Annotated in this window: 24 protein-coding genes and 1 pseudogene; 10 read left to right on the top strand and 15 right to left on the bottom strand. The window is 64.6% G+C overall.

The annotated features are described in order from the left end of the window. The 3 genes from BMY30_RS16370 to BMY30_RS16360 are packed head-to-tail and all read left to right on the top strand — an operon-like array spanning window position 1 to window position 5,522. Complete coding sequence (locus BMY30_RS16370) at window positions 1-3,165, top strand: efflux RND transporter permease subunit (RefSeq protein WP_089715690.1); 3,165 nt, start codon at window positions 1-3, stop codon at window positions 3,163-3,165. Window positions 3,166-3,176: 11 nt separating this feature from the next. Beyond that, complete coding sequence (locus tag BMY30_RS16365; RefSeq protein WP_089715688.1) at window positions 3,177-5,261, top strand: TonB-dependent receptor family protein; 2,085 nt, start codon at window positions 3,177-3,179, stop codon at window positions 5,259-5,261. Between the two features lie 60 nt (window positions 5,262-5,321). Beyond that, entirely contained in the window at window positions 5,322-5,522 is a 201-nt protein-coding gene (locus tag BMY30_RS16360) for a DUF2905 domain-containing protein (protein ID WP_089715686.1), read from the top strand. Window positions 5,523-5,579: 57 nt separating this feature from the next. On the opposite strand, the gene trpC is transcribed toward BMY30_RS16360, so the two are convergent. The 8 genes and pseudogenes from trpC to BMY30_RS16325 all read right to left on the bottom strand — a co-directional run bounded on the left by trpC (window position 5,580) and on the right by BMY30_RS16325 (window position 12,184). Then, window positions 5,580-6,386 (bottom strand): indole-3-glycerol phosphate synthase TrpC, encoded by an 807-nt coding sequence (trpC, locus tag BMY30_RS16355; RefSeq protein WP_089715684.1) that lies wholly within the window; start codon window positions 6,384-6,386, stop codon window positions 5,580-5,582. An 8-nt stretch (window positions 6,387-6,394) separates the two neighbouring features. Continuing rightward, window positions 6,395-7,414: an anthranilate phosphoribosyltransferase gene (gene trpD / locus BMY30_RS16350; protein WP_089715681.1), complete on the bottom strand. Its 1,020-nt coding sequence runs from the start codon at window positions 7,412-7,414 to the stop codon at window positions 6,395-6,397. Between the two features lie 30 nt (window positions 7,415-7,444). Next, entirely contained in the window at window positions 7,445-8,029 is a 585-nt protein-coding gene (locus tag BMY30_RS16345; RefSeq protein ID WP_089715679.1) for an anthranilate synthase component II, read from the bottom strand. Window positions 8,030-8,099: 70 nt separating this feature from the next. After that, window positions 8,100-9,593 (bottom strand): anthranilate synthase component I, encoded by a 1,494-nt coding sequence (gene trpE / locus BMY30_RS16340; protein ID WP_089715718.1) that lies wholly within the window; start codon window positions 9,591-9,593, stop codon window positions 8,100-8,102. 254 nt (window positions 9,594-9,847) lie between these two features. After that, window positions 9,848-10,657 (bottom strand): phosphoglycolate phosphatase, encoded by an 810-nt coding sequence (gene gph, locus BMY30_RS16335; protein WP_244516254.1) that lies wholly within the window; start codon window positions 10,655-10,657, stop codon window positions 9,848-9,850. Between the two features lie 72 nt (window positions 10,658-10,729). After that, window positions 10,730-10,960 (bottom strand): annotated as a pseudogene (locus BMY30_RS18345) (GIY-YIG nuclease family protein); the annotation flags it as partial. Window positions 10,961-10,968: 8 nt separating this feature from the next. Then, on the bottom strand, window positions 10,969-11,667 hold the full coding sequence (rpe, locus tag BMY30_RS16330) for a ribulose-phosphate 3-epimerase (RefSeq protein ID WP_089715675.1): 699 nt from the start codon (window positions 11,665-11,667) through the stop codon (window positions 10,969-10,971). Window positions 11,668-11,758: 91 nt separating this feature from the next. Next, the gene (locus BMY30_RS16325; RefSeq protein ID WP_089715672.1) at window positions 11,759-12,184 is read right to left on the bottom strand and encodes a GNAT family N-acetyltransferase; all 426 of its coding nucleotides are present in this window, start codon (window positions 12,182-12,184) and stop codon (window positions 11,759-11,761) included. 121 nt (window positions 12,185-12,305) lie between these two features. On the opposite strand from BMY30_RS16325, the gene BMY30_RS16320 reads away from it, so the two are divergent. Next, window positions 12,306-12,896 (top strand): YajG family lipoprotein, encoded by a 591-nt coding sequence (locus tag BMY30_RS16320; RefSeq protein ID WP_089715670.1) that lies wholly within the window; start codon window positions 12,306-12,308, stop codon window positions 12,894-12,896. Between the two features lie 6 nt (window positions 12,897-12,902). On the opposite strand, the gene BMY30_RS16315 is transcribed toward BMY30_RS16320, so the two are convergent. Continuing rightward, on the bottom strand, window positions 12,903-13,529 hold the full coding sequence (locus BMY30_RS16315) for a class I SAM-dependent methyltransferase (RefSeq protein ID WP_089715668.1): 627 nt from the start codon (window positions 13,527-13,529) through the stop codon (window positions 12,903-12,905). Window positions 13,530-13,546: 17 nt separating this feature from the next. After that, on the bottom strand, window positions 13,547-14,176 hold the full coding sequence (locus BMY30_RS16310; RefSeq protein ID WP_089715665.1) for a TIGR04211 family SH3 domain-containing protein: 630 nt from the start codon (window positions 14,174-14,176) through the stop codon (window positions 13,547-13,549). 373 nt (window positions 14,177-14,549) lie between these two features. On the opposite strand from BMY30_RS16310, the gene miaB reads away from it, so the two are divergent. The 5 genes from miaB (at window position 14,550) to lnt (ending at window position 19,939) form a co-directional block, all read left to right on the top strand. Next, window positions 14,550-15,893, top strand: a complete 1,344-nt coding sequence (miaB, locus tag BMY30_RS16305) for a tRNA (N6-isopentenyl adenosine(37)-C2)-methylthiotransferase MiaB (protein ID WP_089715663.1) — start codon at window positions 14,550-14,552, stop codon at window positions 15,891-15,893. Between the two features lie 75 nt (window positions 15,894-15,968). Continuing rightward, window positions 15,969-17,066, top strand: a complete 1,098-nt coding sequence (locus tag BMY30_RS16300; RefSeq protein WP_089715661.1) for a PhoH family protein — start codon at window positions 15,969-15,971, stop codon at window positions 17,064-17,066. Then, the gene (gene ybeY, locus BMY30_RS16295; protein WP_089715659.1) at window positions 17,063-17,566 is read left to right on the top strand and encodes an rRNA maturation RNase YbeY; all 504 of its coding nucleotides are present in this window, start codon (window positions 17,063-17,065) and stop codon (window positions 17,564-17,566) included. Before BMY30_RS16300 ends, ybeY begins: the two co-directional genes overlap by 4 nt. Then, window positions 17,563-18,432 (top strand): CorC family transporter, encoded by an 870-nt coding sequence (locus BMY30_RS16290; protein WP_089715656.1) that lies wholly within the window; start codon window positions 17,563-17,565, stop codon window positions 18,430-18,432. The genes ybeY and BMY30_RS16290 overlap by 4 nt, the downstream gene beginning before the upstream one ends. 19 nt (window positions 18,433-18,451) lie before the next feature. Next, entirely contained in the window at window positions 18,452-19,939 is a 1,488-nt protein-coding gene (gene lnt / locus BMY30_RS16285; protein ID WP_089715654.1) for an apolipoprotein N-acyltransferase, read from the top strand. Between the two features lie 165 nt (window positions 19,940-20,104). On the opposite strand, the gene phaC is transcribed toward lnt, so the two are convergent. From phaC to prmB, 5 genes are all read right to left on the bottom strand, one after another. After that, window positions 20,105-21,928, bottom strand: a complete 1,824-nt coding sequence (gene phaC / locus BMY30_RS16280; protein ID WP_089715652.1) for a class I poly(R)-hydroxyalkanoic acid synthase — start codon at window positions 21,926-21,928, stop codon at window positions 20,105-20,107. Window positions 21,929-22,070: 142 nt separating this feature from the next. Next, window positions 22,071-22,514, bottom strand: coding sequence for a phasin family protein (locus BMY30_RS16275; protein WP_089715650.1), 444 nt, complete (start codon window positions 22,512-22,514; stop codon window positions 22,071-22,073). A 134-nt stretch (window positions 22,515-22,648) separates the two neighbouring features. After that, window positions 22,649-23,107 (bottom strand): hypothetical protein, encoded by a 459-nt coding sequence (locus tag BMY30_RS16270; protein WP_089715647.1) that lies wholly within the window; start codon window positions 23,105-23,107, stop codon window positions 22,649-22,651. Window positions 23,108-23,164: 57 nt separating this feature from the next. Beyond that, the gene (gene aroC / locus BMY30_RS16265) at window positions 23,165-24,250 is read right to left on the bottom strand and encodes a chorismate synthase (RefSeq protein WP_089715645.1); all 1,086 of its coding nucleotides are present in this window, start codon (window positions 24,248-24,250) and stop codon (window positions 23,165-23,167) included. Between the two features lie 30 nt (window positions 24,251-24,280). Further along, a complete protein-coding gene (prmB, locus tag BMY30_RS16260; protein ID WP_089715643.1) occupies window positions 24,281-25,237 on the bottom strand; it encodes a 50S ribosomal protein L3 N(5)-glutamine methyltransferase in 957 nt (318 codons plus the stop codon). A gap of 191 nt (window positions 25,238-25,428) precedes the next feature. On the opposite strand from prmB, the gene BMY30_RS16255 reads away from it, so the two are divergent. Further along, window positions 25,429-25,671: transposase family protein (locus BMY30_RS16255; protein ID WP_139195542.1), on the top strand; the 243-nt coding region annotated here is incomplete at its 3' end.

Raw genomic sequence — 25,671 nt, 5'->3', positions numbered from 1 at the left:
ATGTTTGCGGCCATCATTCGTCATGGCGTCCTGGTCAGCGTCGTGGTGCTTATCCTGCTGATACTGGGCATCGCCGCCATCTGGCGGATTCCCGTGCAGATGATCCCCGACCTGGAGGTCCGCACCATCGGTATCGAGACCCGCTGGCCCGGCGCCACGCCCCAGGACATCGAGAAGGATATCCTCATCGAGCAGGAGGAGTACCTGCGCAATGTGCCCAACCTGGTGCGGATGGAATCCACCGCCACCAGCGGCGCAGCGGAGATCGAGCTCGACTTTCCCTTCGGCATCGACCTCACTGAGACGCTGATTCGCGTCAACAACGCCTTGAGTCAGGTGCCCTCCTATCCGGCCAATGTCGACCAGCCCCGCATCGTGGCCACCTCCTTCTCGGCCAATGCCTTCATGTATTTCAACGTGGCGCCCCGTGAGGGCAATCCGCGCAATCTCGACATGCCGGCGCTACGCGACTATCTGGAGGACAATGTCCGCCCTCGCCTGGAGAGTGTGGAGGGGGTCTCGGAGATCGGTGTGTCGGGCGGCGCCGCACGGCAGGTGCAGTTGCTGATCGATCCCGATGCCCTGGCCAAGCACGCGCTGGGCATCGACGACATTCGTACCGCCCTCCAGACCCGCAACCAGGATGTCTCCGGCGGCGATCTGGAAAGCGGCAAGCGACGCTACCTGCTGCGCATGGTAGGGCGTTTCCAGGACATCGCCGAACTCGAGTCGTTGATCCTCACGCGCCGCGGCGATGCCGTGGTGCGGCTGTCCGACGTTGCCGAAGTGAGGCTATCTCATGCCGAACTGACCTCGCGCTCCTTCGATTCCCAGGGCGACCCGGTGCTCAGCGTCCAGGTCAGTCGCGAGCCCGGCTCCAATGTCATTGACATCAAGCGGCGCATGCTGGCCGAGGTCGAGTCGCTCAACGAGGGTCTGTTCGCCGAGCAGGGCCTGCACATGACGCTCTCCAGCGACGACGCGCGCTATGTCGAGGCCTCGATCGCCAATGTCTGGACCAATCTCGGCCTGGGTGCGCTGTTTGCTACCCTGGTGATGTTCGCCTTCCTGCGCTCCCCGCGCGCTACCCTGGCCGGCGTGATCGGCATCCCTATCTGTACCATCGCCGCCTTCCTGGGGCTGCTGCTGGCCGGCCGCACCCTCAACGTGATCTCGCTTGCCGGTGTCGCCTTCGCCATCGGCATGACCATCGACAACACCATCGTGGTGCTGGAGAGCATCGAGACCCAGCGCCGCCGTGGCCGCGATCGCTTCGAGGCTGCCCTGGTGGGCGTGCAGCAGGTCTGGCCCGCGGTGCTCGCCTCAACCCTGACCACCGTGCTGGTGTTCGTTCCGATCTTCTTCATCGAGGAGGAAGCCGGCCAGCTCTACTCCGACATCGCCGTGGCCATCGCCACCTCGATCCTCGCCTCGCTGGTGGTGGCGATCACCGTGATACCGACGCTTGGCGCGCACCTGGACTTTCGTGGCCGCGCCTCGTCCGGCGAGGGGCAGACGCCACGCTGGATGCGCGGCTGCCTGTGCCTGGTCGACGTGCTGATCGCCTCCGCGGTGCGGCGTTGGGCGGCCATGGCCATGGCGATCGCGGGCGGCCTGGCGATCTTCGTGTGGCTGACGCCGCCAGCCGCCTACCTGCCGGAGGGCGAAGAGGCCAAGACCTTCGCCAGCATGAACGCCCCGGCGAGCTACAACCTCTCGACGATGACGGCCATTGCCGAGGAGATACAGGCTGAACTGCTCCCCCATGTGGGTGCCGATCCCCGCGATTTCGACGAGGGCCGAAGCGAGGTTCCTGCCATGCGCACCATGGGCACCCAAGTGGAGGCGCAGAGCCTGCGGATCATCGCTGAGACCCGCGACCCGGACCATATCGAGGCGCTGATGGACGCCTTGACCGAACGCTTCGAGGCCTATCCTGACATGCGCGCCTTCGCGGCGCGTGGCTCGATCATCTCCAGCAACGACGGCGGTACGCGCAGCATCACCCTGGACATCGCCGGCAACGACCTCGCCGAGCTCTACGCCGCCGCCAACTTACTCTACGAACGCTCGCAAGAGATTTTCGACAATCCACGCATCCAGTCGCGGCCGTCGTCACTGGCCCTGGGGCAGCCGCTGATCGAGGTGTACCCGGACTGGGATCGGGCCGCTGAACTGGGGCTGGATGCCGAGGCGTTGGGCACCACCGTGGCCGCCCTCACCGACGGTGCCTATCTGGACAACTTCTATCTCGAGGACCAGAAGATCGACCTCTACGGCTATGGGCCCAACATCGGGAACACCGATCTGGACGACCTCGTCGACCTACCAGTCCATACGCCCCTGGGTGTCACATTGCCGCTGAGCAGCCTGGCGGAGATTCGCGAGACCGTCGCTACCGCCACGCTACGACGCGTGGATGGCCGGCGCAGCGTAACCCTCGACATCATTCCGCCGCGCGACGTTCCCCTGGAAGCCGGGATAGAACGGGTGAACCGTGAGGTGATCGACCACCTGCGCGCCTCGGGGGAACTGCCGGGGCACATCGACATCACCCTTACCGGTGCCGGCGACCAGTTGGATGCCACCCGCGTGTCGCTGATGGACAACGGACTGATCGCCCTGACTCTCGTCTATCTGCTGCTGGTAGCCATCTTCGCGCACTGGGGCTATCCGCTGCTGATCCTGGCTACCATCCCGCTGGGAGCGGCCGGCGGCATCGTAGGCCTGGCCTTGATGAACCTGGTGGGCGGCTGGCTGCCCAGCATCGGGCTCGCCGAGATCCGCCAGCCCTTCGACATGATCACCATGCTGGGCTTCCTGATCCTGATGGGCACGGTGGTCAACAACCCCATCCTGGTGGTGCACCAGGCCCGCGAGAACCTGCGCGAGGCCTCCACCGACGTGCGCCAGGCGGTACGTGATGCCGTGGCCAGCCGCCTGCGCCCCATCGCCATGACCACCCTGACCACCATCGGCGGGCTCTCGCCGCTGGTCTTTCTGCCCGGCGAAGGCACCGAGCTCTATCGCGGCGTGGGTGCCATAGTACTCTTCGGCCTGCTCGGCACCGCCTTCGTGACGGTGACCTTCCTGCCGGCGCTGACCGTCACCCTGATGTCAAGAACCACTCGCCGCCGGATCGATCGTTCACCAAAAACACAATAAGGGATGAGCCCATGCCGTATCGTTCCAGTTTCCTGCTGCTGGCCTGCTGGAGCACCCTCTCCTGGGCCCAGGCCACCGAAGGCCTCGGCAACCTGGATGAGGACGATGGCCCTTCAGCCGACGAGGCCTTGCCGACCATCACGGTGAGCGCGCCGCGACTCGCGCGGGACCTCTACGACACCCCGGTTGCTGTCTCGACCCTGACCCGCGAGGACATCCAGCAGGGCCAGCAAGGTGTTCGACTGGATGAGGCCCTGGACAGGGTGCCCGGGGTCTTCCTGCAGAACCGCGACAACTTCGCCCAGGGCCAGCGCATCTCCAGCCGCGGTTTCGGCGCCCGGGGCACCTTCGGCATCCGCGGCCTGCATATCCGTGTCGACGGCATTCCCTACACCCTGCCCGACGGCCAAGCCCAGATCGATGCCGTGGACCTGGACAGCGCCGAGCGCATCGAGGTGATACGCGGGCCTTCGTCAGTGCTCTACGGCAATGCCGCAGGTGGCGTGATCGACATCACCACCGGCGATGGCAGCGAGATGCCGCGCTCGCCTGTCCTGAAGCTTCAGGGCGGCAGCGACGACTTTCGCAAGCTTTCAGTGCGTAATGGCGGTGAAACCGGCGACTGGGTGCACAGCGTGAGTGTCTCGGCGCTGGATTTCGACGGCTACCGCGAACAGAGCGATGTGGAAAAGCGGCTGCTCAATGCGCGCATCGGTTATCGCCTGGATGATAACCGGACCCTGTCAGCGCTGGTCAATATCCTCGATATGCCCACCGCCAAGGATCCCAGTGCCCTGACCCTCGAGGAGGTCAAGGAGGATCGACGCCAGGCGCGCGATGTGGCAATCCCGCTGGATTCGGGGCAGAGCGTGGAACAGCAGCTGGTCGGGTTGCACTACGAAGACCTCGACGCCCTGGGCGGCGAAATCAACATCCGTGGCTTCGCCAGCCGCCGGGATTTCGAACAGCAACTGCCTTTTCCGGGTAGCAGCCTGATCGACTATGAGCGGAACTACTATGGTGGAGGCGCCGACTACACGGGGGCACTAACGGTGGGTGACATGACACTGCGTTATGTCACCGGCGTCGACCTGGCGCGTCAGGAAGACGATCGTGGTCGGCGTTCAGTGAATCCCCAGGGTGATGTTACCGGCATCACCGGCGATGAGCAGCAGAATGCCACCTCAGCGGGTGTCTTCCTGCAGTCGGAGCTGGGGCTCACTGAGACACTGGATCTCAGCGCCGGCATCCGCCATGACCAGGTACACATGGACATCGACGACCATTTCTTCACCGACGACCAGGATGACAGCGGCGAGCGCACCTTTCGTGAATGGACCGGCAGCCTGGGGATGAGCTACCGCTACCAGCCCGACCACCAGGTCTATGCCACGGTGGCCAACGCCTTCGAGACGCCGACCTTCACCGAGTTCGCCCGCCCCGACGGCCGCGGCGGCTTCAACCCCGAGATCGAACCCCAGAAGGCACTGAACCGTGAAGTCGGACTTCGTGGCATCTTCGGCAATGGCCTGGGCTACGAGTTGGTGGCCTTCTCGGTAAATGTCGATGATGAACTGATAGGTTTCGAGGCCACTGACGGCAGGACCTATTACGAGAATGCCGGCAAGACCTCCCGAGACGGTATCGAACTGGGACTGGACTGGAGCTTCTCGCTGGACTGGCGCTGGACGAGCGCCCTGACGCTGACTGACTATCGCTTCGACCGGTTCGATGACGGCAACAACGACTTCGCCGACAATCGCCTGCCCGGTCAGCCGCGTCAGGTTTGGCACAATGGCCTGACCTGGTACGGCAGCGGTGACCGCTTCGCCACCCTCGAGGCCCAGTACACCGGCGACTACTATGCCGACAACGCCAACGAAGTGAAGATCGACGATCATTGGCTGTTCCACCTCAAGGGCGGCGACAGCTGGCGCCTCGGTGGCAGCAATACTCGGCTGGGCGCCAACTTGGGGGTCCGCAATCTGCTGGACGAGGAGTATTACGAGAACGTGCGCATCAACTCCTTCGGAGGACGCTATTACGAACCCGCCGCGGGACGCACCTACTTCGCCGGTCTCGAGCTGAGCTTCTAGAGGAGCTGCCGTTGGGCCTCCTGCCGCACTCGTGAGATCATTGCGAAAGGAGGCGAACCCATGAACCGAACCCTGATCCTGATCGGCCTGCTCGTTATCGCTGTGGGCCTGCTCTGGCCCTGGCTCTCCAGGCTGCCCCTGGGCCAGCTCCCCGGCGACATCGCCATACGCCGCGAGAACTTCTCGTTCTATTTCCCGATTACCACCATGATTATCATCAGCGTGGTGCTCTCGGCGGTGATGTGGCTGCTGGATCGCTGATGCACAAACCAGAGGGGCCGGCATCGCCGGCCCTTCTCGGTTCCTCCCACCGCTCGCTCAGAAAAACAGCCGGCGAAGAGCCTGGCCGGGGTCGGCCTCGCGCATGAAGACCTCGCCCACCAGGAAGGCGTTGACGTCGTGCTCGCGCATGCGCAGCACGTCATCGCGGGTATGGATGCCGGATTCGGTGACCACGGTGACGCCGGCGGGAATGCGCGGCAGCAATTCCAAGGTGGTCTCCAGGCGGGTGTCGAAGGTGTGCAGGTCGCGGTTGTTGATGCCCACCAGGGCGAGGTCAAGCTTGAGGGCCCGCTCCAGCTCCTGGGCGTCGTGCACCTCCACCAGCAGGTCCATGCCCAACTCCACGGCTTGGCGATGCAGGTCCGCCATGCGGGCATCGTCGAGGGCGGCGACGATCAGCAGGATGCAGTCGGCGCCGAGGGCGCGAGCCTCGCTGACCTGATAGCCGTGGGTGATGAAGTCCTTGCGGATCACGGGAAGGGTGCAGGCCTCGCGTGCCTCGATCAGGAAGTCCTCATGACCCTGGAAGAAGTCGGCATCGGTGAGCACCGAGAGGCAGGCCGCACCGCCCTCGGCGTAGCTCGCGGCGAGCTCTCCGGGGCGGAAGTCCTCGCGGATCACTCCCTTCGAGGGCGAGGCCTTCTTGATCTCGGCGATCACCGCCGGGTCACCGGCCTGGATGGCACGGTCGAGCGCGGCGACGAAGCCCCGTGGGTCGGACTGCTCGGCGGCCAGGCGCAGCAGCTCCTGCTCGGAGACGACGCGGCGGCGTTCGGCGACCTCCTCCTCCTTGCGGGCCAGGATGCGCTCGAGGATGGTGGGCAGGGGGCGGCTATCGGTCATGTCGGATCTCATTGGGTGAACACGCGGGTGAAGTTGGCGAGTTCCCTGAGCTTCTCGAGCGGCAACTTCGAGGCCTGGGCATCCTGGGCCATGGCTACGCCCTCGGCGAGGCTGTCGGACACCCCCGAGACGTAGAGGGCGGCACCGGCATTGAGCGCGACGATGTCCGCTGCCGGCCCATCGCCCACCAGGGCCTGCTCGACGAGTCGCAGGCTGTCCTCGGCGGTCTTCACCCGCAGCGGGTCCAGTGACTGGCGTTCGATGCCGAAGTCCTCGGGGGTGATGACGTATTCGCGAATCTCGCCATCCTTCAGTTCGGCAACCAGGGTCGGCTGCGCCAGCGAGATCTCGTCGAGGCCGTCCTCGGCATGTACCACCAGCACGTGGTCACTGCCCAGACGCCGCAGCACCTCGGCCATCAGCGGCACCAACTCGGGGGCATAGACGCCCAGCACTTGGTTGAGGACGCCGGCGGGATTGGTCAGCGGCCCCAGGATATTGAACAGGGTGCGCACGCCCATCTCGCGACGCGGGCCCACGGCATAGCGCATCGCCGGATGGTGGTTGGGAGCGAACATGAAGCCCACGCCCACCTGTTCGATGCAGCGGCCCACCTGCTCGGCATCCAGGTTCAGATCGATGCCCGCCACGGCGAAGAGGTCCGCGCTGCCCGACGACGAGGAGACGCCACGGTTGCCGTGCTTGGCGACATGGGCCCCGCCCGCGGCAACCACGAAGCTCGCCGCCGTGGAGACGTTGAAGAGGTTGGCGCCATCGCCCCCGGTGCCGACGATGTCGACCACGTTGTCGGCCTGCAGCCGGACCGGGTTCATCAGTTCGCGCATCACCTGAGCCGCGGCACTGATCTCCTCGGCAGTCTCGCCCTTCATGGCCATGCCCACCAGGAAGGCGGCGATCTGGGCATCGCTGGCCTCGCCGGTCATGATCTGGCGCATAACCTCGTGGGTCTCGGCGAAGTTCAGGTTCTCACGGCGCATCACCGCACCGATGGCCTCTCGCATCTGCATGACATTGGTCTCCTCTGGCATGGGCACGGCTCAGCGACGTTTCAGGAAGTTGGCCAAGAGTTCATGGCCCTGGCGGGTCAGGATCGACTCGGGGTGGAACTGCACCCCTTCGATATCCAGCTCACGGTGGCGCAGCCCCATGATCAGCCCCGGAGTGACGTCGTCATCGTCGCACCAGGCGGTGACCTCGAGGCAGTCGGGCAAGCTTTCGCGCTCCACCACCAGCGAATGGTAGCGCGTCACCTCCAGCGGGTCCTCGAGGCCTTCGAAAACGCCTTGGCCGAGGTGGCGGATCCGCGAGGTCTTGCCGTGCATTACCTGGGTCGCTCGGACCACCTTGCCGCCATAGACCTGGCCGATCGCCTGATGACCCAGGCAGACCCCCAGCACGGGAAGCCGCCCAGCGAAGCGGCGAATGGCCGCCATGGAAATGCCGGCCTCGTCGGGCGTGCAGGGGCCCGGCGATATCACCAGGTGACTCGGCGCCAGGGCCTCGATCTCCTCCAGGCTAATGGCGTCGTTGCGATGGGTCACCACCTCGGCGCCCAGTTCTCCCAGGTACTGCACCACATTGAAGGTGAAGCTGTCGTAGTTATCGATCATGCAGACTTTCATGGTCGTTCTCTCCCGCCCGCGGGGCGCTCGTCCGGTCAAGGCCAGACGCAAGGAATTCAGGGGTGGCGTATCACTCGAGATTGTCCAGGCCGCGCTCGGCCATGGCCACGGCACGGAAGATGGCGCGGCCCTTGTTGAGGGTCTCTTGCCACTCCATCTCGGGCACGGAGTCGGCCACCACACCGCCCCCGGCCTGGACATGCAACTGGCCATCCTTGATCACCGCGGTACGGATGGCGATGGCGGTGTCCATGTTGCCGTGCCAGGAGAGGTACCCCACCGCGCCGGCGTAGACGCCACGCTTGACCGGCTCCAGTTCGTCGATGATCTCCAGGGCACGAATCTTGGGCGCGCCAGACACGGTGCCCGCCGGGAAGGTGGCGCGCAGCACGTCCATGGCAGAAAGCCCCGGCTGGAGGCGACCGACCACGTTGGAGACGATGTGCATCACGTGGGAGTAGCGCTCGACCACCATCCGGTCGGTCACCGTCACCGTGCCGGTCTCGCTGATGCGCCCCACGTCGTTTCGCCCGAGGTCGATCAGCATCAGGTGCTCGGCGAGTTCCTTGGGATCGGCGAGCAGGTCGGCCTCCAGGGCCCAATCCTCCTCCTCGCTATAGCCGCGCTTGCGGGTGCCGGCGATGGGGCGCACCGTGACCTCGCCCTCCTCCAGCCGCGTGAGGATCTCCGGCGAGGAACCCGCCACCTGATGATCGCCCAGGTTCAGGTAGAACATGTAGGGCGAGGGGTTGAGGCTGCGCAGGGCCCGGTAGAGATCGAGCGGCGGCGCCTGATAGGGGATCGACATACGCTGGGAGGGCACGCACTGCATGACGTCGCCGGCCAGCACATACTCCTTGATGGTTTCCACGGCCGCCTTGAAGCCCTCCTCGGTGAAGCCCGAGGTAAAGTGACCCTCCTCCACCGCGGCGCGTCCGGTGCCGGGGCTGATGGTATTGAGGGTGGCACTGCGCAGGCGAATCTCCAGGGCTTCCAGGCGCTCCACTGCGCTGGCGTAGGCGCCGGCCTCAGCCGGATCGGCATGGGTCCACAAGGCCAGGCGGCCGGAGAGGTTGTCGAACACCACCAGGTCGTTGCAGACCATCAGCAGGATATCCGGCACGCCCAGCGGGTCAGGCTTGGCGGCGGCCTCGCTGCGCAGTCGCGGCTCGATGTAGCGGATGGTGTCGTAGCCGAAGTAGCCCACCAGGCCACCGTCGAAGCGCGGCTGGTCATCGAGGCGCGGCACCTTGAAGCGAGCCTGGAACTGCTCGATCCACTCGAGGGGATCCGCCACCTCGGCGGCGCCGTGGAGTTCGTCATCGACTATGTGGCTGACGGTGAAGCCACGGATCTCGATACGTTCGCGGCAGGGCAACCCGATGATCGAATAGCGGCCCCACTTCTCGCCGCCCTGCACGGACTCCAGCAGGAAAGTCCAGGGGGCGTCGGCCAGCTTTAGATAGGTGGAAAGCGGGGTGTCGAGATCGGCCAGCACCTCGCGGGTGACCGGAATATGGTTGTAGCCGGCGTCGGCCAGCTCATGGAAACGTTCGGGGGTCATCATGCCCGGGTCCTCGATATGACGGGTTGGCGATGGCGGGCGCAGGGGGCGCTGCGGGTCAGGCTCGCGAGGCGAGCGTCACCATCGCCAGCCGCAGCGGGCAGGCGAACGGGGCAGGCGTCGGACGGCGGCCATGGCGCCACCAACGGTCGAGAGGGAGTCGGGCTTCGTGCGGCTGATCATCAAGTGGTTTCCGCGTCTTATAGCAATAACATATTGATTGGGCCGCGCTTATAGCATTAGCCGAAATCACGTTAAACGAGTTCCGAGAGCGATTCAACCACGCCATCGGGGCCGCTGTCGCGCACCGGCTCGCCGTGATTGTAGCCATAGGTCACGGACAGGGTGCGAAACCCCGCGGCGCGTCCGGCCGCGATGTCATGGCGCGAGTCACCGACCATCAGGCAGGCCGAAGGCGAAACGCCAAAGTGGGCCGCCACATGCAGCAGCGGAGCCGGATCGGGTTTCTTCTCGGGCAGGCTGTCGCCGCCCAGACAGAGCGCGAAGGTATCACTGAGACCGAAGCCATCGAGGATCGGTGCGATAAAGGCGTAGGGCTTATTGGTCACCAGCGCCAGCGGGAGCCCTCGATCGCGTAGAGCGTCCAGCGCTTCCCGCACCCCGGGATAGAGCCGGGTATGAGCGCCGGGGTCGCGGCCGTAGTGCTCAAGAAAGGCGGCGTGGGCGCGCTCCAACAAGGCATTGTCGTATATTTGTGTCTGCGGTGAGGCTTTTCCGGCGACTGATCTTCGAGGGGGCGCTGTGACCCCCTCCCTGGGCGCTACCGATGCCATCCATGGCATAGGATCCCCTCTGCGATCGGTCCCTGGCGCCTCGTCGGGAGAAGCTTCGCCATAAGCCTGAATTGCGCACCGCAGCGCGCGCTCCATCAGAACAAGCGAGCCATTACCCACCCAGTCGCGCACCTTCGTCTCGCCGGGGGGCGGCAGGCCCAGATCGGCCAGGGCCGCATCCACGGCCAGGGCCAGGTCCGGCACGGAGTCGATGAGGGTGCCGTCAAGATCGAAGGCCACCAGCTCGATACCGTCAAGAATGGGGTGCATGCTCGCTCCTTGCCGCCTTTGATCGTCTTGCTCGGCCTGCCGATCCTCCAGCCAGGCCCGCTTGCGTGCCGCCGAGAGCCGCTTGATCTCGGCCTCGCGGCGCAGCGCCTCACCGTGACCACCTACCGACTCGTGATGGCGCAGTATCAGGGGCCCGCGACCGCGCAGCGCCTTGGCCCCCCGGCCGGTACGGTGCTCGGCCAGGCGGCGAGTCACGTTGGTGGTGATACCGGTATAGAGTGCTCCGCCGGCCGTCTCCACCAGGTAGATGTGCCACAGAGGGGTGGGAGGCGTCTCTTCCAAGGGGTGGCCTATAGCCTGCCCAACTGGTCGCGAAAATCGCGGATCACGCTATCGTAACGATGCGGATCGGCCTCGTTGCGCGCCTTGAACACCGCCGAGCCAGCCACGAAGGTATCGGCCCCCGCCCGGGCAATCTCGGCGATGTTGTCGACCTTCACCCCGCCATCGATCTCCAGGCGAATCGGGCGGCCCGAGGCATCGATACGCCGCCGGGCCTCGCGCAGCTTGTCCAGGGTCGCGGGGATAAACGACTGGCCTCCGAAACCGGGATTGACGCTCATCAGCAGGATCATGTCGACCTTGTCCATCACGTAATCGAGGAAGGAGAGCGGCGTGGCCGGGTTGAAGACCAGGCCGGACTGACAGCCAGCGTCGCGGATCAGCTGCAGCGAGCGGTCGATGTGGTCGGAAGCCTCGGGATGAAAGGTGACGTAGCTGGCCCCGGCGTCGATGAAATCGCCGATCAGCCGATCCACCGGCTTGACCATCAGGTGGACATCGATGGGCGCCGTTACCCCGTGCTTGCGCAGGGCCTCGCAGACCATCGGCCCGATCGTGAGGTTGGGCACGAAGTGGTTGTCCATCACGTCGAAATGCACGATATCGGCGCCGGAGGCAAGGACATCATCCACTTCGGCGCCCAGCCGGGCGAAATCGGCGGAAAGAATGGAAGGAGCGATGAGGAAGTCGCGGGTCGTGTCTGTCATGGAGTCATCCGTCATGAGGGTGTGCAGGCGATCGCGCGATCCCGGGCATTCTACCAGAGCCCCGCGAGGGTCAGGACCTCACCGCACACCGTCAGCGTGACCAGGCCATGAGTGACTCCCACTCCCCGGTCTGCGGGTCCTCGCGTTCATCGACAATGTTGAAACCCAGCCGTCGATAGAAGGAGACGGCGCGCACATTACGGGAATAGACCCACAGGGTGATATACGAGTGGCCCGCCATGGCGTGGGCCATCAAACCGCTGCCATACCCGAAGCTCTGCACCTCAGGGTCCACGAACAGCGCCTCGAGATGATCGCCATGCATGGCACAGAAGCCGATCACGCGTTGCCCGGCTTCCAGCACCAGCACCTCGCAGGCGGGCAAGCGGCGAAGCGCCATGTCATCGGCAAGCGCCCTCCAGTAGGCCTCGGAAATGAAGGGGTGGGCCTGCTGGGAGGCACGCAACCAGATGTCGACAAGATGCGGGAACTCCTCCCATGTGGCGGGTCGGATCATGTCGAGGCTCCTGAGGCTGTCCCTGCAGTGTAAACCCTTGCAGGCAAGGGGTCTCGCACCGGTTCCCGCTACCCGGGGCGGAGGCTATACTCGAGGCCCTGCCATCATTGGGAGACTTTCCATGCAGCGTCGCCATTTCCTGGGTGCCTGCGCCCTGCTGCTCATCACCGGCTGGCTGGCCGGCTGTTCAAGCCCTCACTACCTGCAACTCGACCCCAAGCGCACGGCCCAGGTGCCGCAGAGCGGTAGCGGCCAGGCGGTCACCGTGACAGCCGTAGACGATCGCGACAGCGAGGTCATCGGCACCCGCACCGGCAGTGCCATGTCCACTGCGGTGATCACGGTGGAGGCCCATGAGCTGGTGCCTCGGCTGCAGGCAGAGGCAGAACGCGCCGTAAGGGAAATGGGCTTCACTCCCACCCCGGAGCCCGCCGAGGGAAGACCCAGCCTGACACTGACCCTCGATCACCTGGGCTACGAGCGTGGCAATAGCCGTCCCGTGATCGACGAGGCAAGGCTCGAGTCGGTACTGGTCGCCGAGGCGACCAACGACGGTACCACCTATACCGGCACCTACACCTCGCGCCGCACCCAGAGCTATGCCATGCGCCCCGGCAAGGAGGCCAACACCCGCATGGTCAACGAGCTGCTCTCCGACGGCCTCGACCGCGCCTTCCGCGACCCCGAGCTGGGACGACTGCTGGCCCGCTGAATCCTCTCAGGTCAGCGGGCCGCGGCGTACCAGCGCCCAGGCACTCTCGCGAAAGCCGTTGGGCTCCGGCTCGCCGTCCTCCAGGTGCGTGACGCGAAAGTTGGGTTCGAACAGCTCGCGCACTTCCTCGGCAGAGACGCTGAAGGGCGGGCCGCCCGGGCCACGCGTCAGGCTGATCAGCAGCCCTCGAGCGCCGGGGGGAATCAACTGGGCCAGATGGAAGGCGTAGCGCTGGCGGGTAGCCGCCGGCAGGGCGATCAGGGCGGCGCGGTCGTAGAAGGCACCGATCTCCGCCGCCTGCTGGATATGGAAGTGGAAGAAATCGCCGCACCACAGCTCCACGTTGCCCTGGCGACAGATGTCGAAACCCGCCTGGCGGTAACGCGTCAGCTCCCCCACACCCTCGGCGACGAACTCTTCGATGGCCTGCCCGGCCAGCTCGATGCCCAGCACCGGGTGGTCATGGCGCGCCAGCCAGCGCATGTCCAGGCTCTTGCCGCACAGCGGTACCAGTACCTTGGTGCCGGGGCGCGCCCCCAGGCTGGGCCAGTAACGGACGAGGATCGGATGGGGCCGGTCACGATGGAAACCGATGCGCCCCTCGCGCCAGCGCGCCAGCCATTCGTTGGCCATCTCTCCCCCTGCCCGCGTCAGAACCAGCGATCGCGCTTGCGACGACGACGCGGCAGGTGGGGCACGATCAGCCCCACCAGCAACCCGGCCCCAGCGACACCGCCACCGTACATGAAGTAGCGCATCAGAAGGTCTTCTTCCTGGGTATCCAGGCGGGCCTGGAGCTCACGAATGGTGGAGCGCGCCTGCTCGGTCTCCTCCTCGAGGGCTGCGTTGCGCGACTCGAGCTCGGCGATGCGCCGCTCGCGGACCTCGAGGGTCTCGCTCATCGACGCGGTACGGCTCTGCCAGGTGTCGTTGATGCCGGCAAGCTCCTCGGTCAATTCCTCCACCCGAGCTTCCATCACCGGCAATCGCTCCTGGGCGCTGGGGGTCTCCTGCAACTCGTCGCTCAGAATCCAGACCGTGTCACCTTCGGCGTCAACGACTCGGCTGTAGTCGCCGCTGGTCTCGAGGACCGTCACCGGCTCACCGGCGGTCAGGGTTCCGATGATCCGATAGCCATCGGTCGGGCCGCTGCGCACAAAGGTGGTGAGGTCGTCCGACACCCAGGCGGTAGCGTCGACTTCCTCTTGGGCATGCAGGGTTAGGGGGAGCGTCACGAGCGCCACGCCCAGTGTCAGAATCTTGAGTCTGTGTATCGTCATGCCGTTGTCCTGGCTGTCCAAGGCTCGCGTGTTGCGAAAGATTCACCACCCACAGAAGACCGTGGCGGCGATGCTGATGTTCGTGGTATCGGTTACCCACAGCGGCTGTGGACAACCATCGGGAAAACCGCTGGAAAGCGACCGGCAGCCGGCATGCCAACTGCCCCATGGCGCTTCCGGTCATTTTCTGACCAGGACAGGCTCCCGCACCCATCCCGGCGAGACGCACAGGGTACCACAGTCGCGACTGACGACAGCTGGCCCCGATGGCGGCCCGGGCGTATAATGACGGGTCTTTCCGGGTAGCCATTCGGCCACCCGCCAACATCCATCCACCGGTGCATCGTCGCGCCAGATGCCGCGACCTATTCTTATGGCGAAGAAACTCTTCATCAAGACGCACGGCTGCCAGATGAACGAGTACGACTCCGCGCGCATGGCGGATCTGCTCGGCGAATCCCACCAGCTCGAGCTCACCGACGACGAACGCGATGCCGACGTCATCCTGCTCAATACCTGCTCCATCCGCGAGAAGGCCCAGGAGAAGGTATTCCACCAGCTGGGTCGCTGGAAGAAGCTCAAGGAGGCCAACCCCAACCTGCTGATCGGCGTCGGGGGATGTGTGGCCAGCCAGGAAGGCGAGGCGCTTCGCACGCGCGCGCCCCATGTCGACATGGTCTTCGGGCCGCAGACCCTGCACCGGGTACCGTCGATGCTCGACTCGCGCCAGCAGGACCAGATCTCGGTAGTCGACGTCACCTTTCCCGAGATCGAGAAATTCGATCACCTGCCCAAGCCGAGTTCCGACGGCGCCACCGCCTTCGTCTCGGTGATGGAAGGCTGCTCCAAGTACTGCACCTTCTGCGTGGTGCCCTATACACGCGGCGAGGAGGTCTCACGCCCCTTCGAACCGGTGATGGACGAGGTCATCCACCTCGCCGAACAGGGCGTGCGCGAGATCAACCTGCTGGGCCAGAACGTCAATGCCTACCGTGGCGAAAACCAGCTGGGCGACGAGATCGACCTGGCCGAGCTGATCGCCTGCGTGGCGGCGGTGGAGGGCATCGACCGCGTGCGCTTCACCACCTCCCATCCGGTGGAATTCTCCGACAGCCTGATCGAGGCCTACGGCGAGATTCCCGAGCTGGTCAGCCATCTGCACCTCCCCGTGCAGGCCGGCTCGGATCGCGTGCTCGCGGCCATGAAGCGCGGCCACGGCGTGGAGGAATACGTCGAGAAACTGGAGCGTATCCGCGAACTGCGCCCGGACATCAGCTTCTCCTCGGACTTCATCATCGGCTTCCCCGGCGAGACCGAGGCGGACTTCGAGGCCACCATGGATCTGATCCACCGCATCGGCTTCGACCACTCCTTCAGCTTCGTCTACTCGGCACGCCCGGGCACGCCGGCCGCGAATCTCGAGGACGACACCCCGGAAAGCGTCAAGAAGCAGCGCCTGGCGATTCTCCAGGAGCGCATCAACCAGCAGGCGATGCAGATCAGCCGGCGCATGGTGGGCACCACCCAGCGCATCCTGGTCACCGGCTTCTCGCCGAGAGACCCGGGCCAGCTCTCCGGACGCACCGAGAACAACCGGGTGGTCAATTTCCGTGCGCCCAACCCCACCGAGCTGATCGGCTATTTCGTCGACGTGGAGATCAGCGAGGCGCTGCCCAATTCGCTGCGTGGCGAACTCGCTTCGCCGGCGTGCTATTGAGTCGCTCTGCCGTTGCCCCGGCGAGCTCCGGGGCAGTAAGCTGATCCTACATCCATTAGCCAGGACCACCCCGACTTGACCCAACCAGCCTCCCAGGCCAATCGCATCATCACCCTGAACCTCGAGCCCAACGACCCCCGTCGCCTGGCCAATCTCTGTGGCCAACGCGACGAGAACCTCAAACTGGTCGAATCGCGGCTCGGTATCACGCTTCGCAACCGCGGCAACATCTTCCAGCTCGCCGGACCGACGCATCACGTCAAGGCAGCTGCCAACGTGCTGGAGCACCTCTACCGCGAGACAGAGGCCAGCGACCTGGACCCGGACACCGTGCATCTCTTCCTGCAGGAATCGGGGCTGGAGGCACTAGACGAAGAGGAAGGCGGCGAGGCGGAGGACGAGGTCCTGCTGCGCACCCCGCGTACGCTGATCAAGCCTCGCGGCCTGAATCAGCAGAGCTACGTGCAGAGCATACGTGCCCACGACATCAACTTCGGCATCGGTCCGGCGGGCACCGGCAAGACCTACCTGGCCGTAGCAGCGGCGGTAGAGGCCCTCAACCAGCAGGAAGTTCGCCGCATTTTGCTGGTGCGCCCGGCCGTGGAGGCCGGCGAGAAGCTCGGCTTCCTGCCCGGCGACCTGGCCCAGAAGATCGACCCCTACTTGCGCCCCCTCTATGACGCTCTCTACGAGATGATCGGCTTCGAGCAGGTCGCCAAGCTGATCGAGCGTCAGGTGATCGAGATCGCCCCGCTGGCCTACATGCGCGGACGCACCCTCAATAACGCCTTCATCATCCTCGACGAGAGCCAGAACACCACCCGCGAGCAGATGAAGATGTTCTTGACCCGCATCGGCTTCGGCTCCACCGCGGTGATCACCGGCGACATCACTCAGGTCGATCTGCCCCGTGGCCAGGCCTCCGGGCTGATCCAGGTACTCGAGGTACTCAAGGAGACTCCCGGCATCGGCGTGACCCACTTCGCCGCCAAGGACGTCGTGCGCCACCCGCTGGTGCAGCGCATCATCGAGGCCTATGACCATTTCGAGGCCGAACAGGAAGCCTCCGAGCGTGCCCAGCGCGAGCAACGCGAGACACAACGGCAGGAACGCCTGGAGCGTGTCCGACATGACAGGCAGCGCCACGACGACCAGGGACCCGCCGACTCATGAGCCACTCTCTCCTCGACCGCCAGGTCGCGCTCGAGGCCGATGACCTGCCGGGCCAGGCCGAGCTCGAGGAGTGGGTGGCCGTCGTATTAACGCGCCATGCCGATGAATCACGCCACGAGCTCACCATCCGCTTCGTCGATGACGCCGAGAGCCAGGCTCTCAATCGTGACTACCGCGGCAGGGACAGGCCTACCAACGTGCTCTCCTTTCCCTTCGAGAGCCCGCCCGGGATCACGCTTGCGCTGCTCGGTGACCTGGTGATCTGCCACCCGGTGGTGGTCCGTGAGGCCGCGGAGCAGGACAAGTCGCTGCGCGCTCACTACGCTCACATGGTGGTCCACGGTACCCTGCACCTGCTGGGCCATGACCATGAGGAAGACACCGAGGCCGAGGCCATGGAGGCCATCGAGCGTGAAATACTCGCGTCGCTGGGGATCGCCGACCCCTATGCGCCGTCGAATCGCGATTCCGATACCGAGGACGAGAGAGCCGACGCATGAGCGAAGATCGATCGAGCAGCCAGGGCAACAAGTCCTGGCTCGACAAGCTGTTCAGCGCCCTGTCCAGCGACAGCGATGAACCCAGCTCCCGCGACGAACTGCTGGAATTCCTGCGCCAGGCGGGCTCCCGCCTCAAGCTCGACCAGGACGCCATGATGATCATCGAGGGCGCCCTGAACATCAGCGATCAGCAGGTGCGTGAAGTCCTCATCCCGCGCTCCCAGATCACCGCCATCGCACTCGACCAACCCCTCGAGGAATACCTGCCGGTGATCCTCGAAACCGGCCACTCCCGCTATCCGGTGATCGGCGAGAATCTCGACGAGGTCAAGGGCATCCTGCTGGCCAAGGACCTGCTGCCCCTGCTGCGCAACGGCCACGGGAACGGCACGCCCTTCCAACTCGACGAGGTGCTGCGACCGGCCATGTTCGTACCCGAATCCAAGCGCCTCAACAGCCTGCTCAAGGAATTCCAGGACACCCGCAACCATATGGCGGTGGTGGTGGACGAGTATGGCGGTACGGCGGGCATCGTCACCATCGAGGACATCCTCGAGGAGATCGTCGGCGAGATCGAGGACGAACACGACATCGACGAAGAGATCGATATCCGCGAGCTAGGCGACGATCGCTATGCGATTCGTGCCCTGACCACCATCGAGGACTTCAACGAACGCTTCGGCACCCGCTTTTCGGACGACGAGTTCGACACCCTTGGCGGCCTGGTGATGCAGCGCTTCGGCCACCTGCCGGGACGCGGCGAGCATACCGAGATAGGTGGCTGGCGCTTCACCGTGCTCAACGCCGACAACCGCCGCATCCGCCTGCTCGAGGCCGAACCCTGCGAGGAGAGCGACGAGGAGTAGCGCGACCCGATGACCACGGATGGACAAACCATTGGCTGAGTTCCGCCTGACCCCAGCACTGGGCTGCCTGGCGGCACTGATCGCCGGCGGCCTCACCACCCTGACCGCCTCCCCCTTCGAGCTCTGGTGGCTTGCGCCGGTGGCAGCCGGCCTCGTCTACCTGGGCCTTCATGCCCTGACACCCGCTCAGGCGGCGCTTCGCGGTTGGTGCTATGGGCTGGGGTTGTTCGGCTCCGGCGCCTCCTGGGTCTATGTCTCGATTCATGATTACGGATACACCGGGGTGCCTTTGGCACTCTTCCTCACCGCGCTGTTCGTTGCAGGCCTGGCGCTGTTCTTCGCCATTACTCTCTGGCTCTACCGGCGACTGTGCGGGCCACACCTCGCAGCGCTTAGCTTTGCGGGTGCCTGGGTGCTCGGCGAGTGGCTGCGAACCTGGCTGTTCACCGGCTTCCCCTGGCTTTTGCTGGGCACTGGCCAGGTGGACTCGCCGCTCGCCCCCTGGGCCCCGGTGGGTGGCGTCTACCTGCTCTCGCTGATCACCGCCCTAACGGGCAGCCTGGGTATCGAGGTCCTGCGGCGCCGCTGGTGGGCCATCGCGCCCATCGCCGTGCTGTGGCTGGTACCGCTGGTCCTGCCCGCACAGTGGACCTCGCCCGTCAGCGAGCCTGTGCGCGTCGCCCTGCTTCAGGGCAACCTCCCCCAGTTGATCAAGTGGACCCCCGAGGGGCAGCGCCGCGCGGTCGACACCTACCTATCGATGACCCGCCAGTTAGAGAAGGACATCGATCTGGTGGTGTGGCCCGAGGCCGCGCTGCCCATGTTCGAGGACCAGGCTGCGCCCATCCTCGACCGCGCCAGGGCCAGCCTGCCGACGGGCACCGATCTGCTCACCGGCGTCCTCCAGCGTGACGACAGCGGCCTCTACTACAACAGCGTCGTCGGCCGAGGCGACGTCGAGGGTGAATATCGCAAGGCCCACCTGGTGCCATTCGGCGAATACCTGCCCCTGGAGAGCCTGCTGCGCGGGGTCATCGCCTTCTTCGACCTGCCGGCGCCGACCATGACCCCGGGACCGGCCAATCAAGCACCGATCCGCGCCGGCGAGCTGACCCTCGGTAATGCCATCTGCTACGAGATCATCTATGCCGACCTGGTAGCCTCTCGAGCCCGCGGTGCGGGGGTCCTGCTCACGGTCTCCAACGACACCTGGTTTGGGGCCTCCATCGGGCCCCTGCAACACCTGCAGATGGCCCGCCTGCGGGCCCTGGAAAACGGCCGCCCGGTGGTGCGTGCCACCAGCAATGGCGTCACCGCCTTCATCGACCCACAGGGCAGGATCACTGCCCGGGCACCGCAGTTCGAGACCACCATCCTCGAGGGTGAAGTCACGCCCATGGAAGGTCTCACCCCTTTCACCCGCACGGGCAGCTGGCCGACCTGGCTGCTGGCGGCCCTGCTGGTGGTGCCCGGCCTGCGGCTGCGGTGCCGAGGACCGAGCTACTAACGGCCAAGCGGCCAAGCGGCCAAGCGGCCAAGCGGCCAAGCGGCCAAGCGGCCAAGCGGCCAAGCCATAAAAAAACCCGGTGGACAAAGAGTCCAGCGGGTTTTTTGTTTTCTACCTCGTCACCGGCCCCTGCCACTAGACGGCTCGGCGCTTACAGCTCGGTGCTTACTTATCGCCCAGCACCTCGGGGATAGTCATGCGCACATAGCGCCCCGGCGCCGGTTCGAGGATGTCGAGCTCGCCATCACCGGGCTGTCGCGCCGGTACCAGCTTCTCGGTGTCCACGTAGCCGTTCTCGGTGATCCACTGCTGCCAGTGGGGCCACCAGGAGCCTTCATGGGGCTGAGCGCCCTCCAGCCACTCATCGGCGGTAGCCGGCAGTTCGTCGTTGGTCCAGTAGCCGTACTTGTTCTTGCTGGGCGGATTGACGATTCCGGCGATATGACCGGAGCCACCCAGCACGAACTTGACCGGCCCCTTGGGCAGGAGGGCACCGTAGTAGGTACTGTTCCACTTGGCGATGTGGTCATCCTTGGGGGAGATGAAGTAGCTCGGCGTGGAGACCTTGCGCAGGTCGATCTTGACCCCATCGAGCTCGATGCCATCCGGCTGGACCAGACGGTTCTCCAGGTACATGCGTCGCAGGTACCAGGCATGGGTCCCGGCCGGCAGGTTGGTGCCGTCGGTATTCCAGTAGAGCAGGTCGAAGGGAGCCGGCGCGTTACCCTTCAGGTAATTGTTGATGTAGAAGGACCAGAAGAGGTCATTCTCGCGCAACAGGTTGAAGGAGTAGGCCATGACCCGACCGTCCAGGTAGCCGTCACGCTCGAGCTTGGCCTCAATGCCCTCGAGCACCGTCTCGGAGAGGAAGACACCGATCTCGCCCGGGTCACGGAAGTCCTGCAGGGTAGCCATGTAGGTTACCGACTTGACCTTGCGACCACGCCGGGTGCTGGTCAGGTAGGCCACGGTCGAGGCGGCAAGCGTTCCACCGATGCAGTAGCTCATCAGATTGACCGACTTCTCGCCGGTAGCCTGCTCGATGGCCCCCATGGCGGCGATGGGACCCATCTGCATGTAGTCGGCCCAAGTCAGGTCACGCTGCTCGGGACCAGGGTTGCGCCAGGAGATAAGGAAGACGGTGTGGCCCTGCTCCACCAGCCATCGGACCAGGGAGTTATCCTGGCGAAGGTCGAGGATGTAGTACTTGTTGATCCAGGGCGGCACCACGAGCAACGGCGTCTTGTAGACCTGCTCGGTGGTCGGCGTGTACTGGATCAGCTGGATCAACTCGTTCTCGTAGACCACCGCCCCCGGGGTGACGGCAATGTTCTCACCGATCTCGAAGGCACTGCGATCGGTCATGGTGACATTGATGCCCTCGGCGGAGTTGGCCAGGTCCTCGCGCAACCGGGCCAGTCCCTCGATCAGGTTCTGACCTCGGGTTTCCATGGTCCTGCGCATCACCTCGGGATTGGTGGTGACGAAGTTGGTCGGGGCCATGGCATTGACCAGCTGACGCGCATAGAAACCGAGGTTGCGCTTCTGGTCCTCCGAGAGACCGTCAAGGCTCTCGATCAGCTCTTCCACGGTGCGCGAGAACAGCAGGTACTGCTGCATGATTGCCAGGTAATAGGGGTCGTCAAGCCAGGCATCGTCCTTGAAGCGACGATCGCCTTTGCTCGGCGTGATCAACGGCTCGACGTCCTCACCGGCGAGACGACGCAGCGATTGCTGCCAGAGCTGGAACTGATCCTGGAGCAGTCGCGACTGGGTCTGCCAAAGCAGGGGCGGGTTCTGCATCAGCGACTGGGCACCGGCCTGGAAGCACTGGCGCATATCTTCATGGACCGATTCCGCTGCATCGCTGGGCACCATGCGCGCCAGCAGATCCTGCATCAAGGCCTTGTATTCCTCGCCGATCACGGCGAGCTGGGCGTTCCACGCCTCGAGCTCGACCTGTGTCGGTGCTTGCACCCCTGACTGCATTGCCCCCTCCTGTTATTCATGAAGGCCGGTGTTTCTGACGGGCGGAGACTGGAACCGACCTAGGGTTCGATATGGCCAACAACGGCACTGTCCGGCCCTCGTGACCCGAGAACCGGACAGACGCGATTAGGTTATCGCGATATCAGCGCTTGCGCGACGTGGACTGACTGCTCGCCTTGGCGGGTTCATCCGACTTCGGTGCCTCACCCTTGGCAGCCTGACCGGCCTTTTCGGCCTGCTCGGCGAGCTGCTTGCCCGATTCGGCGTAGAGCTTCTCGAGTTCAGCCTTGAATTCCAGGCTCATCTCGCTCATCGCCTTGGCATCCTCGAGCATCTGCTTGGAAAGCTCGTTCATCATCTCGGTCTGGCGAGTACCGAAGTCCCTCATGCCCTCGGCATCGCTGATCTCGCTGGCGTCCCGCATGCGCTCAGTACCCATCTGGCTATAGCGCTTCATGGACTCCATCTGATACTGAGTCATCTTCTCCATGTTGTTCAGCATCAGCGAGTTGAGCTTACGCATCGGTTCGAAGAACTGACGAGTCTGCTCGTTGAATGCGTCCATCATCTTGTCCTGGTCTTTCATATCGAATTCCTCCTCGAGGATCGGTAACGATCGGTTTGCTGCAATGCACAAAGCGTAGTATTCCACCTCTACAGTTGCAACTGTGTTAACAGCACCTACTGCGAAGGTCGAATAAGCGCCGACGTTTCACGCTGTCAGCTCTCACGCTTGCTGCGGGAGCGGGCACTGGCCGTGGACTTGCGAGAGCTGCTGCCGGTGCTGGACGTTCCGGCAGAGCCACTGGAGGAGTTCCCCGAGTTACCGGAGCCCCCAGCTTCGGTCTTCTGGTTCTTCTGACCCTTCTGATACTCGCTCGCTGCTCCACCACCGCTGCTCGCGGAACTGGCAGCCTTGGTCAGCATGTCGAGCATCATCTGCTGGTAGTTGCCGAAACTGGACAGCCCCTGAGAGAGATTCTGGGAGAGGTTCTGCGATAAGCCGGGCTGCTGAAGGAAGGGCTGCATCAGGCTCATCGGGTCGTACCCCTCCACCCCCGATTCCATATGCTTCTGGATCCGGTTAAGCAGATCCTTCTGGAAGGCCTCCACATCGGGCAGGCCAAGCGCCTGGCGAAACTCCTCGGGTGTCAGGTCGAACTCGACGTTGATCTTCATGGCGTCACTCTTCTTGGTGGTCTACTGGAGTGTAGCAGCCATGACGGATGGCGCGGCTCAACGCAGCCGGGGTGTCGATACCTGGACCTCGGCATTCTGGCCGCGGTGGCGCAGCAGATGGTCCATCAGGGTCAGCGCCATCATCGCTTCGGCGATAGGCGTGGCACGGATGCCTACACAGGGGTCATGCCGCCCCTTGGTGACCACCTCAACCGGGTTGCCGTGAACATCGATACTGCGTCCCGGCGTGGTGATACTGGAGGTAGGCTTGAGTGCCAGATGCGCGATGATCGTCTGGCCACTGGAGATACCGCCCAGCACGCCGCCGGCATGGTTGGAGAGAAAGCCCTCGGGAGTCATTTCGTCGCGATGCTCGCTGCCACGCTGGCCCACGGCGGCAAAGCCATCGCCGATCTCGACGCCCTTCACCGCGTTGATGCTCATCAGGCCGTGAGCCAGCTCGGCGTCCAGGCGGTCGAAGACCGGTTCGCCGAGCCCCGGCGGCACGCCCTCGGCGAGCACGGTGATCCTTGCCCCCACCGAGTCCTGGTCACGGCGCAGCTGGTCCATGTAGGTCTCGAGTTCTGCCACGCGGTCCGGATCGGGGCAGAAGAAGGGATTGTCGTGCACGGCGTCCCACTGCTTGAACTCGATCTCGATGGGGCCGAGCTGGCTCATGAAGCCGCGTACAATGATCCCTTGTGCGGCGAGATACTTCTTGGCGATGGCCCCGGCCGCTACCCGCATGGCCGTTTCCCGTGCACTGGAGCGTCCGCCGCCGCGGTAGTCACGAATCCCGTACTTGTGATGGTAGCTGTAGTCGGCGTGGGCCGGACGAAATTGGTCCTTGATCTCCGAGTAGTCCTTGGAGCGCTGGTCGGTGTTCTCGATCATCAGGCCGATGGTCGTGCCGGTGGTCACCCCTTCAAAGACGCCGGAGAGGATCCTTACCCGATCGGGCTCGCGGCGCTGGGTGGTGTGGCGGGAACTGCCGGGACGGCGACGATCCAGGTCGTGCTGCAGGTCCGCCTCGGTGAGCGTCAATCCCGGCGGGCAGCCGTCGACGATGGCGCCCAACGCAGGGCCGTGGCTCTCGCCGAAGGTGGTAAGGGTGAACAGCTTACCGAAAGTATTACCGGACATGGGCGCTCCTCCTGGATCGGGAGAGGGAAATCAGGCGAAGGACGCCGCATGGGCGTCGAGTTCATCAGCGGTCAGGGCAAACACGCCCTGGCCACCACGCTCGAATTCGAGCCACAGGAAGGGCACCTCGGGGAAGGCGGCCTCCAGGTGGTGGTCGGAATTGCCGACCTCGACGATCAGCACGCCCTCACCAGTGAGGTACTCGCGGGCCTCACGCAGGATGCGCCGCACGATATCCAGCCCATCGGCCCCGGCGCCCAGCGCCAATGCGGGCTCATGGCGGAACTCGGCGGGCATGGTGGTCAGGTCGCGGGTATCCACATAGGGCGGATTGCAGACGATCAGGTCATAGCGTGGCCCAGCGAGCCCCGCGAAGAGATCGGATTCCACGGCACGCACCCGCTCGCCCACGTCGTGGCGGGTAATGTTCTCTCGGGCCACGGCCAGGGCATCGGGACTTATATCGGCCAGGTCGACCTCGCAGCCCGGCAGATGCAGCGCCGTGGCGATGCCGATACAGCCTGACCCAGTGCAGAGATCAAGTACCCGTGCCGGGGGCTCGTCGGGAAACCAGGCGGCAAAGCCATGCTCGATCAGTTCAGCGACAGGCGAGCGCGGAATCAGCACCCGTTCGTCGACGCTGAAGGGAGCCCCGGCAAAGAAGGCTTCACCCAGCAGGTAGGGCAGAGGACGTCGAGTCTCGATACGGGCCCGCACCAACGACACGATGCGGGTACGCTCCATGGGCAGCAACCGCGCCTCGAGCACCGCCGGGTCGACATTCCAGGGCAGATGCAGGGCGCCCAGCGTCAGTGCCACGGCCTCGTCCCAGGCGGAGTCGGTGCCATGACCATAGAAGAGGCCCGCCAGGTGGAACTCGCTGGCGGCCCAGCGCAGGCAGTCACGCAGGGTAACCAGGCCTTCGGCGAGGGCCTCGTCGCTCAGCACGAGGGTGGAGGAAGACACATCAGCGGGAGAATCAGCCACAAGGCATCCTGGAGTCGGAGGGTTCGGGTCGAGACGAGGACCGATTGTAACCGGGCCCGCGGTTCACAGCCACGGCAGGGGCGGTATACTGCAGGGCTATCGCAGTTAGATAAGTAGTCGTCCATAGACACGCTGCCCGCATCGTAGGCACTCTTGCCGGTATCCGCTATGTGCCGGTATCAAGGAGTGATATGGCATCTGTCACCAGCTGCTTTTCCGATCTGCCTGACCCCAGGGGGCCCAACGCCCGTCACGAGTTGGATGAGATCCTGTTTATTGCCCTCTGCGCTGTGCTCTGTGGGGCTGAGGACTGTTCAGATATGGCGCTTTTCGGACAGTCGAAAGAACCTTTCCTACGCCGCTTCCTGACGCTGCCCCATGGCATTCCCAGCCACGACACCTTCAGCCGGGTCTTCCGCCACCTGGAGCCTGAT

This window comes from Halomonas daqiaonensis, assembly GCF_900109725.1.
In the GTDB taxonomy this organism is placed as follows: Bacteria; Pseudomonadota; Gammaproteobacteria; order Pseudomonadales; family Halomonadaceae; genus Halomonas; species Halomonas daqiaonensis.
The sequence above is the reverse complement of the archived record's forward strand: the minus strand, read 5'-3'. Positions and strand labels throughout refer to the sequence as shown.